The sequence below is a fragment of the Roseovarius sp. genome (assembly GCF_965228755.1).
GTDB lineage: Bacteria > Pseudomonadota > Alphaproteobacteria > Rhodobacterales > Rhodobacteraceae > Roseovarius.
This window is the reverse complement of record NZ_CBDDIG010000005.1, coordinates 1,135,993-1,148,272: the sequence shown is the minus strand read 5'-3', so window position 1 is coordinate 1,148,272 and position 12,280 is coordinate 1,135,993. Positions and strand designations below refer to the sequence as shown.

At 67.5% G+C, this 12,280-nt stretch carries 10 protein-coding genes; 5 read left to right on the top strand and 5 right to left on the bottom strand.

The genetic code is table 11. The annotated features are described in order from the left end of the window. The first annotated feature begins 106 nt into the window (after positions 1–106). A complete protein-coding gene (locus ACO07J_RS09175) occupies positions 107–1,276 on the top strand; it encodes a hypothetical protein (RefSeq protein WP_422028402.1) in 1,170 nt (389 codons plus the stop codon). 58 nt (positions 1,277–1,334) lie between these two features. Here the strand turns inward: ACO07J_RS09175 and ACO07J_RS09170 are convergent, their stop codons facing one another. Together ACO07J_RS09170 and ACO07J_RS09165 are read right to left on the bottom strand one after the other, a co-directional pair. After that, a complete protein-coding gene (locus tag ACO07J_RS09170; protein WP_422028400.1) occupies positions 1,335–3,473 on the bottom strand; it encodes a TonB-dependent siderophore receptor in 2,139 nt (712 codons plus the stop codon). An 86-nt stretch (positions 3,474–3,559) separates the two neighbouring features. After that, positions 3,560–4,435, bottom strand: a complete 876-nt coding sequence (locus ACO07J_RS09165; RefSeq protein WP_422028398.1) for a helix-turn-helix domain-containing protein — start codon at positions 4,433–4,435, stop codon at positions 3,560–3,562. Between the two features lie 215 nt (positions 4,436–4,650). On the opposite strand from ACO07J_RS09165, the gene ACO07J_RS09160 reads away from it, so the two are divergent. Next, positions 4,651–6,297, top strand: coding sequence for an ABC transporter ATP-binding protein (locus tag ACO07J_RS09160; RefSeq protein WP_422028396.1), 1,647 nt, complete (start codon positions 4,651–4,653; stop codon positions 6,295–6,297). A 15-nt stretch (positions 6,298–6,312) separates the two neighbouring features. On the opposite strand, the gene ACO07J_RS09155 is transcribed toward ACO07J_RS09160, so the two are convergent. The 3 genes from ACO07J_RS09155 to ACO07J_RS09145 all read right to left on the bottom strand — a co-directional run bounded on the left by ACO07J_RS09155 (position 6,313) and on the right by ACO07J_RS09145 (position 9,340). Further along, complete coding sequence (locus ACO07J_RS09155) at positions 6,313–7,689, bottom strand: NAD-dependent succinate-semialdehyde dehydrogenase (RefSeq protein WP_422028394.1); 1,377 nt, start codon at positions 7,687–7,689, stop codon at positions 6,313–6,315. A gap of 99 nt (positions 7,690–7,788) precedes the next feature. After that, positions 7,789–8,553, bottom strand: coding sequence for a DUF1036 domain-containing protein (locus tag ACO07J_RS09150; RefSeq protein ID WP_422028392.1), 765 nt, complete (start codon positions 8,551–8,553; stop codon positions 7,789–7,791). Between the two features lie 157 nt (positions 8,554–8,710). Beyond that, positions 8,711–9,340, bottom strand: a complete 630-nt coding sequence (locus ACO07J_RS09145; protein WP_422028390.1) for a LuxR C-terminal-related transcriptional regulator — start codon at positions 9,338–9,340, stop codon at positions 8,711–8,713. Between the two features lie 293 nt (positions 9,341–9,633). On the opposite strand from ACO07J_RS09145, the gene ACO07J_RS09140 reads away from it, so the two are divergent. The 3 genes from ACO07J_RS09140 to ACO07J_RS09130 are packed head-to-tail and all read left to right on the top strand — an operon-like array spanning position 9,634 to position 12,093. Then, positions 9,634–10,845 carry an aminotransferase class V-fold PLP-dependent enzyme gene (locus tag ACO07J_RS09140; RefSeq protein ID WP_422028388.1) on the top strand — a complete coding sequence of 404 codons (1,212 nt, stop codon included), beginning with the start codon at positions 9,634–9,636 and terminating at the stop codon, positions 10,843–10,845. Between the two features lie 3 nt (positions 10,846–10,848). Next, a complete protein-coding gene (locus tag ACO07J_RS09135; RefSeq protein ID WP_422028386.1) occupies positions 10,849–11,829 on the top strand; it encodes a 2-hydroxyacid dehydrogenase in 981 nt (326 codons plus the stop codon). Between the two features lie 36 nt (positions 11,830–11,865). Continuing rightward, on the top strand, positions 11,866–12,093 hold the full coding sequence (locus tag ACO07J_RS09130; protein ID WP_422028384.1) for an N-(5'-phosphoribosyl)anthranilate isomerase: 228 nt from the start codon (positions 11,866–11,868) through the stop codon (positions 12,091–12,093). The last annotated feature ends 187 nt before the right edge of the window (positions 12,094–12,280 follow it).

Genomic DNA, 12,280 nt, shown 5'->3' with positions numbered 1-12,280 from the left:
TATCGGACACGGTCGGGCAAAGGCAACCTGCCCAACCCCTTGCCAATGGGCGATAATTGCGGTTCGTTCGGCGATTGACGAAGGGGAAACGCGGGGGGAGCGGGCAATGGCCATCAAGAAACTCATGTCGCCGAAATCGGTGGACTATCCGATCACGGTGGCGGCGGTGGCGGTTGCGGCGGGGGAGACCATTGCGAAGGGCGACAGGCTCTATGACCTGACGACGGCCACGGGGCAGCAGATCCGCATCCGCTCGCCCCTGTCGGGGCGTCTGACCGGCCCGGTCCGAGGCGAAGGCACGGTGCTGGAGGCGCCGCAGATCCTGGCCTCGATCGACGACGATCCCGGGCCCGAGGAGATCTTTGCCGACGTGGCGGAGGAGCCGGACGACAGCGTGTCACCGAGGGAGGCGAGGCCCGCCGGGCGCGAGACGGCCACGGCCGGCACGGCGGAGGCGCACCCTGCCCGCCCGGCGGACCCGCCGCCGCGGGCGGGTCGCGGGTTGCTGAAGGCGGGGCTGGTGGTGCTGGGCTTTGCGCTGCCGCTTGTCACCACCTACGTGGCACTGCATGTCGCGCATTCGCCGCTGCCGCTCTGGATCGGTCTTTGCGCGATTGCCGCCGCGATCTTGGTGCCGCTTGTCGTCATGGCCTTTGTCCCGGTGGCCGCCGCCGCGACCGCGACCGCGTTTTCCGCCCTGCTGATTGCGCTGCCGCTGTCGGGGCTGTCCTATGTCATGCAGGTGCAGAAGCTGGTGGCGCTCGATTCCACCGCCGTGCACCGGATGCTCCTGCCGGTCGTGGGCGGGCGGTACCAGGTCGAGGATGGAACGCTTCTTGTGCTGGGGCGCCCGGTCGCGGGCAAGGAAACGCAGTTCCCGAAACGGCCCTCGCGGCTCAATGACAAGGCGCTGCTGATCCGGCAGACCTTTCTTTACACCGCCAAGGGCCGGGTGATCGACATGAACGCCCGGATGCGGGAAGACGGGCTGGTTCCGCCGGGGGGATGGGTCCACGGCAGGTGCGCGGCCACGGGGCCGAACCGCTTCATCGATCCCGACGATCCCTACCCCGCCGGCAATCTGCTGGTGACCGTCTCGCTGATCAGCACCGAGGAATGGGGCGAGCGCGCCCATGATGACAAGGACATGCGGCTTTTCTGGTTCGACGGGACCGGGGCGCTGATCGCGACCGAGGACCGGATCGGCCGGATGGCGAAGACGTGCGACTTCACGTCGACTTCGCTGTATGGGATCAACGTGCGGGACGGCGGGTGAAACGGTGAGGGGCGCGGCCCTTTTGGACCGCGCCCCTTTTCCGTAGTGTGAAACGTCTTCAGAACCGCGAGGTCACCGAGAAGTTGAACTCGCGCCCCGAGCCGTAGGAGCAGACATAGACCGTCTGGCAGCCGGTGACGTAGCGCTCGTCGGCGACGTTGGTGACCGACAGGTTGGCCTCGAGCCCGTTCTGGAAGGCGTAGCTGGCGTAGAGGTCGTAGATGGTCGAGTCGGGGACCGTCAGCGTGTTGGCCGCATCGGCGAAGCTTTCGCCGCGATGGCGGATGCCGGCGCCCAGTTCGAGGCCCTGAAGCGCGCCGGTGAAGGCGTAGGTGCCGAGCAGCGACAGCTCGGTTTCCGGGATGAGCGTGGGCGTCGTGCCGATCAGCGCGGCGTTGCTGTCGCGGCGCACCTCGGCGTCGAGCCAGGTGGCCGCCGCCTGCAGGTAGAAGCCGTTGCCGAAATCGTATTCGCCTTCCAGTTCCACCCCGCGCGAGCGCACTTCGCCCAGCTGGCTGAAGACCGGGAAGACGCCGACGACCACGTTCTCGCGGTTGATCTCGAAGGCCGAGCCGGTGAGCGAGAAATTCCCGCCCTCGGGCGCCCATTTGAAGCCGATCTCGACCTGGTCGCCGGTTTCCGGCTTGGTCACGCCGTTGGCGGGCGAGGTGATGAGCGGGTTGAAGAAGGTGGAATAGGAGAGATAGGGCGTGAAACCCGAGGCCGTTTCATAGGCCAGCGCCGCGCGCCAGGAGGTTTCGCTGTCGTCGCGGCTGAAGGCGCCGGTGCCGTCCTGGCTGGTCTTGACGACATCGTGGCGCAGGTTGAGCGTGGCGATCCAGCCGCTGCCCCAGCGCATCTGGTCCTGGAAGTAGAGGCCGACCTGGCGCTGTTTCGTCGTGGCGTCCTGGTAGGGGGCGCCCAGCACCGGGGTGCCCGGCGGCGTGGGGCCGACCACCTGGTTGGAGCCGAAGCCCGAGGCCTGAACCTCGTCGATCTCGTAATAGCGCGCGTCGAGGCCGAAGAGCAGGTCATGCTCGACCGCGCCGGTCGAGACGGTGCCGTAATAGCGCAGGTCGGTCTGGGCGGTGGCCACTTGCGTGTCATGCTCGAAGGCGATGAGGCTGAGCGTGCCCTGCGGGTCGGTCGGCGTGGGCGAGAAGCCGGCATAGCCGAACGGGTAGTAGTAGCGCTCGTGCACGTCGGCATAGCCGAGGCGGCCGATGCCGGTGAAGGTGAAGCCGTTGGAGAACTCGTGCTCGACGATGGCCGAGACGGAGGCCTGCCGGCGCTCGTACTTGTCCCAGTTCGGGTCGGAGAAGTTGGCGTCGGGGTCGATATAGCCGAACTGCGCGGTCGGCGCGACGGTGCCCCAATAGGGCAGGAAGGTGCTGCCGTTGTGCTTTTCGTCCGCGACGTGGATGTTGGCGAGCAGCGTGACCTCGGTGCCGCCGTCGGTGGTGAAGCGGTAGGAGGGCGCGAAGGTGCCGCGCAGGCCCTCGTTGAGCGCGTCGTAGGTGTCGCCGCCTTCGATCCGCCCGGTCAGGCGGTAGGAGCGGCTGTCGCCGAGATCGTCGCCGTAGTCGAATTCGAGATAGGCGCCGGTCGCGTCGTTGGCGCCGAGGGTGAATTCGCGGATCCGCCCGCCGGGGCGTTTCGAGACGTAGTTGACGATGCCGCCCGGGTTCGACCCGCCATAGAGCGCCGAGGAGGGCCCGCGCAGCACCTCGATCCGCTCGATCGTGTAGGGGTCGATGAAGAAGGAGCCGAAGGCGAAGGAAAGGTTCTGGGCGTTGTCGAGGTAGATGCCGGTCTGGTCGGCCTGGAAGCCGCGGATGCGGAGCCAGTCGTAATCGTTGTCGTCGCCGAACACGTCGGAGGTGACGCCGGCGGTGTAGCGCAGGGCTTCGCTGACGCGGTTGGCGCCGAAGCGTTCGATCTTCTCGCGGCCGAGGACCGAGACGGATTGCGGCACCTCGCTGACGGTGACGGGGGCCTTGGTGCCGGTCACGGTGGGCGGGTTGGTGTCGGCGCCGACGGGGCCTGTCGCGTCTTCCTGGTTGCGCAGGGTGAGCGTGCCGAGGTCGAAATTCTCGTCCTCCGCCTGGGCATGGGCCATGGTGGCGGTGGTGAGCAGCAGAAGCCCGAGCGCGCCCAGTCGGGCGGCTCCGCGGGCGCGGGTGGTGGTGTTGGCCATGTCGGCGTCCCTCTGAAAGTCATTTCGCGGCTGGCCCGACCGGAAAGGAGGGTCTGACAGCTGGCGATCCGAGTTCCTGATAAAAACTATCGGGAAGGGTTGTCTTGAACAATCGGACCATTCGGCCCCGCCGCCTGTTCCCGCGCCCAATGGGCGGGCGCGGCGCCGGTTTCCGCCCGGAAACTGCGCGAGAAATGGGCCTGGTCGGCGAAGCCCGTCACCTGGGCCACCTCGGCGCAGGGCACGCCGTGGACCAGCAGGCGTTTCGCATAGCCCAGCTTCAGCCCCAGCACCCAGCGATAGGGCGATTGCCCGGTGGCGCGGCGGAAGGTGCGGTTGAAATGGGTGCGCGAGAGGCCGGCGGCGCGGGCGAGATCGTCGATGGCGATGCGGTGGGCCATGCGGTCGAGCACGTGGGCGCGGAGCGTGTCGAGCCATGTCTCGCCGTGCCCGAGCTGGCCGGCGCGGCCGAGGTGGAACATCTCGGTCACCGCCGCGCGGGCCAGCGCTTCGCCGCGCGGGCCCGAGGGTTTCGCCGCCGTGCATTCGTCGCGCAGGAGGCCCGCCAGCGGCGCCAGCGGGCCGAGCTCGGGCAGGATCACCGGGCGGTCGAGCGGCGTGCAGGGCTCGGTCAGTTCCCGAAGGCGGGCGAGCGGCAGGTGGATGTCGACATGGCGCAGCTCTCCGGCCTCCGGCAGCGTGCCCCAGATTTCCAGCCCGGCGGGAATGTAACAGCCCGCCGCCGGTTCCGCCGCCCCGCCGCGGGCGCGGGAGAGCGACAGGCGGCGGTCGTCGAGGATCAGCACGAAACGGGGGTGGAGCGAGGCATAGCGCCCCCCTGCCCCGGCCCGGCCCCGCACGCGCCAGTAATCCACGACCATCCGGTCGAGCGACAGGCTTTTCAGCTCGCCCAGCGGCTGGAAGCCCTGAACGGCGGCGTACATCCTGGGGTGAAAACTCATGCGCCTCGCCTCTGCATCCGGGATGGCTGGGCGAAATCGCTGGCTGGGGGCTGTTGTACCGCGTGGCGGGCGGGTGTCAACCAAAGGGGCCGATCCTACAAGCGGCGGGGATTGCCCATTTTCCGTTCAGCGATTATCACCCCGCTCAGCCAGCCGGCCCGCGCCAGACGCGGACGCCAGCCAAATCACGACCCAACAGCGCGGGCGACCGACGGATGCTCAGACATTTCCTGTCCTACTACCGCCCGTGGCGGGGTCTGTTCCTGCTGGATTTCGGCTGTGCCATCGCCTCCGGCCTGCTGGAGCTGGCCTTTCCCATCGCCATCAAGTTCTACATTGACCGGCTGTTGCCGAGCGGCGACCTGCCGCTGATCATCCTGGCGGCGGCCGGGCTGCTGGTGGTGTACCTGTTCAATGCCGGGCTGATGGCGGTGGTGACCTATTGGGGCCACATGCTGGGCATCAATATCGAGACGGAGATGCGGCGCAAGGCGTTCGACCAGTTGCAGCGCCTGTCCTTCGCCTTCTTCGACCGGCAGCGCACCGGCACGCTGGTGGCGCGGGTGACGCGGGATCTGGAGGAGATCGGCGAGGTGGCGCATCACGGGCCCGAGGATTTGTTCGTGGCGCTGATGACCTTCGTCGGTGCCTTCATCCTGATGGTGTTCATCAATGTCGAGCTGGGGCTGATCACGGCGGTGATCTTCCCGGCGGTGGTGGTGCTGGTGGCGGTCTATGGCCGCAGGCTGACACAGACATGGCAGCAGATCTACCGCAGCGTGGCGAATTTCAACGTGCGGCTCGAGGAAAACGTGGGCGGCATCCGGGTGGTGCAGTCCTTCGCCAACGAGGCGCATGAAAAGGACCTGTTCGCGCAGGACAACGCCAATTACCGGCGCACCAAGCTCGATGCCTACCGGCTGATGGCGGCCTCGACCACGCTGAACTACATGGGGATGCGGCTGGTGCAGGTGGCGATCCTGGTGGCCGGCGCGCTGTTCGTGGCGCGGGGCAGCCTGTCGATCGGCGGTTTCGTGGCGTTCCTGCTGCTGGTGGGCGTGTTCTTCCGCCCGCTCGACAAGATCGCGGCGGTGATGGAGCTGTATCCGCGCGGGCTGGCCGGGTTCAAACGCTACCGCGAGCTGATGGCGCTGGAGCCCGACGTGGCCGAGAAGCCCGGCGCGCAGGAGGCCCCGGCCTTTCGCGGCGACATCACGCTTGAGAACGTCTCGTTCAGCTATGACCCGGCGATGCCGGTGCTGGAGGATATCTCGATTTCCGTGAAAGCGGGCGAGACGGTTGCCATCATCGGCCAGTCGGGTGCGGGCAAGTCGACGCTGGTGTCGCTGGTGCCGCGTTTCTACGACCCGCAGGGCGGGCGCATCCTGATCGACGGGGTGGATATCCGAGAGTTCACCCTGACCAGCCTGCGCCGCCAGATCGGCGTGGTCAGCCAGGACGTGTTCCTGTTCGGCGGCACCCTGCGGGAAAACGTGGCCTATGGCCGGCTGGGCGCGAGCGAGGAGGAGATTCTCGAAGCGCTGGCGCAGGCGCAGTTGAGCGAGCTGGTGGCGAACCTGCCACAGGGGCTCGATACCGTGGTGGGCGAGCGCGGCGTGGCGCTGTCGGGCGGGCAGAAGCAGCGGGTGGCGATTGCGCGGACCTTCCTGAAGGACCCGCCGATCCTGATCCTCGACGAGGCCACGTCGGCGCTGGATCTCGAGACGGAGAAGCGCATCCAGAAAGCGCTGAACCGGCTGTCGGAGGGGCGCACCTCGCTGGTGATCGCGCACCGGCCGCAGACGATCAGCGATGCCGACCGGGTGCTGCGGGTCGAGGGCGGCCAGCTCGTCGCGGCCTGACCGCCCCTGGAAAGCCTAGGCCGCCATGTAAAGCGACTTGGCGTTCACGAACTCCTTCATGCCGAAGCCGCCATGCTCGCGGCCATAGCCGGAATCCTTGACGCCGCCGAAGGGCATGTTGGGCAGGGCCACGTTGTACTTGTTGATGCAGACCATGCCGGTGTCGAAATGCTGCGCCGCCAGCTTGCGGGCGCGCTCGGTGTCCTTCGAGAAGATGCCGCCGCCCAGGCCATAGCGGCTGTCATTGGCGATGCGCATGGCGTCCTCGTCATCCTTCGCCCTGATGATCGAGGCGACGGGGCCGAAGAGCTCGTCGTCGTAAGCGGGCTGGCCCGGTTGCACGTCGACCAGCACGGTGGCGGGGTAATAGGCCCCTTTGCCCGCCGGCACCTCGCCGCCGCAGAGGACGCGGGCGCCTTTCGCCACGCTCTCCTCTACCTGCTCGGCCAGGGTGTCGCGCAGCTCGGTCCGCGCCATCGGGCCGAGCTTGGTGTTCTCGTCCGTGGGGGCGCCGGTCTCGATGGCCTTCATCTGCTCGGTGAAACGCTCGACGAAGGCGTCGTAGTTCTTCTCGGTCACGATGAAGCGCTTGGCGGCGACGCAGGTCTCGCCGTTGTTGTAGATGCGGCCCGCCACGCAGGTCTTCACCGCGAGGTCGAGATCGGCATCGTCGAGCACGATATAGGCGTCGTTCGAGCCCAGCTCCAGCACCGTCTTCTTGAGGTGTTTCGCGGCCTGCTCGGCCACGATCCGCCCGGCGCTGTCGCTGCCCGTCAGGGTGACGCCGCGCACATGGGGGTGGGCGATGACCTTGTCCGACTGGTCATGGTCGATCAGCAGGATGGTGAAGAGATGCTCGGGCAGGCCCGCCTGTTTCATCACGTCGCGCAGGAACAGGCCGCTGCCGGTGCAGGTCTCGGCATGTTTCAGCATCACGCCATTGCCCGCCATCAGGTTGGCGACGGCATAGCGGATGGCCTGGTAGCAGGGGAAGTTCCACGGCTGGATGCCGTAGATCACGCCGACCGGCGCATAGGTCACGACGCCGGTGCCGCCGGGGATGTCGCGCTCCTCGTCGGCCAGCTCCCTGGGGCCGTTCTCGGCGGTGTAGTCGCAGATCGCGGCGCAGAGCTCGACCTCCTCGCGGCTGTCGTTGATCAGCTTGCCGACCTCGCGGGTCATGAGCTGGGCGAAGTCTTCCTTGTTGTCGCGCAGGGCCTGGCCGATGGCCTTGATCACATTGGCCCGCTTTTCGAGCGGGACCAGTTTCCACTTTTCGAAAGCGCCATGGCAGAGGTCGATGGCGGCGCGCATCTCCTCGTCGCTCATGGTGGTGTAGGTGTCGATCGTCTCGTCCGTGGCGGGGTTGATCGTTTTCAGCGTGCTCGTCATGGGATCCTCCAGTCGCATCCGTGGGGGGCTTCCGGAGGCAACGCATGGGGCGGCTTATGTTTCCATCACGTCTGCATGACCCCGCGTCGGGCGCGCGCGTCAGACACCCCGGCGCATGCGGCTGGGGTCGTCATAGCCCGCGGGCACGAAGTGCCACTCGTGATCGTCGAGCCTGAGGATGATCCAGCAGATCGGCCCGGTATCGGTGTCCTCGTAGGTCACCAGCATCACCGGCCCGGCGCCCCCGGCCCCGTCGCAGGTCGGGGCGAGCGTGAAGGCCGCGTTGGCGACCACGATGCCGAGGTAGCGGTCCTCGATCCGGTCCTCGCGTATGATGGTGGTGAGGGCGTCGTCCTCGAGGTCATGCCAGACGCCCTGCAACGAGCGCGAGACCGCCTGCAGGTCGATCCCCTCCGCCGCCGGTTCGGGCTCGGGCGCGGGCGCTTGCCCCGCCACCGGCGCCGGCGCCGCCGGCCCGGTGATCCGCACGGTCGCTTCACCCGTCTGGCCCACGACGATCTCGCTGAACCGTTCGCGGGCATGGCCGCGCGCCTCGCATTCGGTGTCGCCGACGATGGTGAAGGCGGTCTCGCTGGTGCAGAAGTAGAAATCGCCGGCCGGGAAATCCTCCTCCCCCGTGGAGCCTCGCCAGTAGTAATGCGTCAGCGGCAGCGGCCCCGGCACCACGGTGGCGCAGTCGCCCGCCGTCACCTCCCACCAGCCTTCCGAGGTCCAGTCCTTGGCGCCCTTGTAGCCGATGGCCACCACGGCCCGCCCGGCCGTGTCGTTGCAGAAACTCAGGTCGGCCCGGGCCGGTACGGCGGCCCACAGAACGGCACAACAGGCGATCAGAAATAGGCGCATGACAATCCCCCCTAAGAAAATCCCTGCGCGCAAACCTAGCACAGTTTCACGCGCCGAGAGCGCCAATTCGCGCCGGGTAGCGGGGTGCGCACCCTGCCCTTTCATCTTTCCAAAAATACTCAAATCCCTTGCCCGCCCCGCGCGCCGCCCGAGGGGATCAGTAATTCCCCGCCACGTACTTGGCGATGGCCGCCCCGCGCGAGTTCACGTCGAGTTTCTGGTAGATCGCCTTGAGGTAATACTTGACCGTGTTCTCGGACAGGCCCAGCCGGGCGGAGATCTGGAAATTGGTCAGCCCGTCGACCAGCAGCGCCAGGATTTCGTGCTCGCGCCGCGACAGGCTGTCGGCGTTTTCCGAGGTCAGGCGGCGCAGGATGTCGGTGGGGACGATGGAATGCCCCTCGACCAGCTTGCCGAGGATGCGCGGCAGGCTGGTCAGGATCTGGCCCATCATGCAGACCGAGTTGGCGCCCGACTTGATCGCCGTGCGGATGAAGGCGAACTCGGTATCCTCGGCCACCACCACGATCATCACCTGCGGGTAGGATTTGCGCACCGTGTCCAGCACCGAGGTCAGGTCGCCATCCGACAGGCGCACGCCGAGGATCAGGATTGCCGGGCCTTCGGTCTTCGACAGGAGCTGCTTGAGCCCGGCCTTGTCGGTGGCGAAGGGCCCCAGCCGCACCTCGGGGATCTGCGCGACGAGCGAGCCGATGCCCTGGCAGACGATGAGCTGCCGGTCGGCGACGATCACCTGGGGGCGCTCTGCCATGGTGTCAGCGGTCATTTCGGCCTGGTCCTGCACGTGTGTCATCGGTCGAGCATACACCATACCGGCCCGTGCCGGAGCGAATGGTTTGCGACACTTCGACGCCGGAAACCGATGAAATCAAACGAAAAATCGGTATGCAAGCGCATGCCGTCGTGTTCCGTCGCATGCCTTCACCCGAAAGGGTGGGCCGCGCCTACCCGTTCGGTGGCGCCCCTCCGCCACCGGCCTGCACGGGGTATCCCCTTGGGCGTTACCGGGGCGGGCGCGAGCGTCGATACATGGGCCAATCGAGACGAGGAGACCATCCCATGAACGGCTACCAGCACCTTTTCATTCCCGGCCCCACCAACGTGCCCGAGCCCGTGCGCCAGGCGATGAACCTGCCCATGGAAGACATGCGCGCCCCCGATTTCCCCGGCTTCGTCAGCGGGCTGCTGGCGGACCTGAAGAAGGTCTACCGGATGCAGGGCGGCCGGGTGTTCGTGTTCCCGTCGTCCGGAACGGGCGCGTGGGAAAGCGCCATCCAGAACACGCTGCGCCCGGGCGACAAGGTTCTGATGTCGCGCTTCGGCCAGTTCTCGCTTCTGTGGGTGGACATGGCCGAGCGGCTGGGCCTCGACGTGGAGCTGTGCGAGGTCGAGTGGGGCAAGGGCGTGCCGGTGGAAGACTATGCGCGTATTCTCGAGGCCGACAAGGGTCACGAGATCAAGGCGGTCTTCGCCACCCAGAACGAGACGGCGACGGGCGTGACCTCCGACATCGAAGGCGTGCGCCGCGCGCTCGATGCCTGTGGTCACCCGGCGATGCTCTATGTCGACGGGGTCAGCTCCATCGCGTCGATCGAGTTCGAGATGGAGAAATGGGGCGTCGACCTGGCCGTCTCGGGCTCGCAGAAAGGGTTCATGCTGCCCGCCGGGCTGGGCATCCTCGGCGTCTCGGACAAGGCGCTGGCGGCCAACCGGGCGCTGGCGGGCGACGGCATGGCGCGGTGCTATTTCAGCTTCGAGGACATGATCAAGCTGAACGATACCGGCTATTTCCCCTACACGCCCGCGACCCAGCTTCTGCGGGGCCTGCGCTGTTCCCTGGATATGCTGCTCGAGGCCGGGATGGAAAGCGTCTGGGCGCGGCATCACCGGCTGGCCGGCGGCGTGCGCGCCGCCGTGGCGGCGTGGGACGGGTGCGAACTGGTGGCGGCCGGGCCGGAATGGCATTCCGACACGGTGTCGGCGATCTACGCGCCCGAGGGCGTCGATGCGCGCGACGTGATCTCCGGCGCCTATTACAAGTACCAGACGTCGCTCGGTACCGGGCTCAACAAGCTGATGGGCCGCGCGTTCCGCATCGGGCATTTGGGTTCGCTGAACCCGGTGATGCTCTGCGGGGCGATCTCGGCCGCCGAGATGGCGCTGGTGGATGCGGGCGCGCAGATCGTGCCGGGTTCGGGCGTGGCCGCCGCGCAGGCGCATTTCCGCGAGACCACCCCGGCGGCGGTGACCGCCACCGCGAAAGCGGCCTGATCGATGGGAGAGCGGAAGATTCTCGTCACCCGCGCCTGGCCGAAGGCGGCGGAGGAAAGGCTGGTGTCGGAAGGGCTGGGCACCGTCACCCTGCGCCACCCCGACACGGCCTTGAGCCGCGAGGAATGGATGGCGGCGGCGGAAAGCTACGACGCCATCCTGCCCACCGTGTCGGACCGGATCCCGCCGGAGTTCTACGTGGCCGCAAAGGGCAAGGTTCGGGTGATGGCCAATTACGGCGTGGGGTTCAACCATATCGACATCGGTGCCGCGCGTGAGAACGGCATCGCGGTGACCAACACGCCCGACGTGCTGACCGACTGCACCGCCGACCTGGCCATGGGACTGCTGCTCGCCGCCGCCCGCCGCATCGGCGAGGGCGAGCGCGAGACGCGGGCCGGCGGATGGGAGGGCTGGCGGCCCACCCACATGATCGGCAAGAAGGTCTCGGGCGCGACGCTCGGGATCGTCGGCTTCGGCCGGATCGGCCAGGCGATGGCGCGGCGGGCCCATGGCGGGTTCGGCATGCGCGTGGTGTTCCAGGATGCCTGGGACGTGCCGGCGGAGATCAGGGCGGCGAACGGCCAGGCGGAACAGCTCGGCTCGATTGCCGAGGTGGCGGCGGAGGCGGATTTCCTGTCGCTCCACTGTCCCGGCGGGGCGGAGACGTTCAAGCTGATCAATGCAGACGTGTTCGACGCGCTCAAACCGGGGGCGATCCTGGTGAACACGGCCCGCGGCGACGTGGTGGACGAGGACGCGCTGTTCGCGGCGCTCGCGTCAGGGAAGCTGGCGGCGGCGGGGCTCGACGTCTACATGGGCGAGCCGGCGCTGGATGCGCGGTTCCTCGGCCTTGAGAACATCGTGCTGGCGCCGCACCTGGGCAGCGCCACCGAGGCCACCCGCGCCGCGATGGGGCACCGGGCGATCGACAATCTCAAGGCCTTCCTGGCGGGTGAGACGCCGGGGGATCTGGTGACGTAAACCGGACATTAACCACGGATGGGGAAGGATCGGGGCATGAGTGTGCATGGTCCGATCACGCCCGAGCAATGGCTGGGCAAGCTGTTCTCCTCGCGCGCGGCGCGAGAGGGGCGCGTCATCCGCCGGCAATTGCGCGACATCGACCGCTATATCGGCCGCAACCGGTTCGAGGCCGAACTGGCCCGGCGCGGATATCACGCGGTCGAGAATGCCGGCCAGATGGTCATCTTCTGCAACCAGGAACCGATCCGCGTGATCCTGTAGGTCCTTTCCGCGCGGAAAGGACCCTCGGGAAATGCGCATTTCCCGAGCCCGGAATTTGCGCAAATTCCGGGCTTTCACCGGGCGCCGCGACTCGGGCGGCCTGTCCGAAGGCCCGGCCCTGATCGCAGCACAAGTTTCCGATCGTAAACCCCTGTAATCCATCCACTTCTCTGCGCCGCAGCGAGTG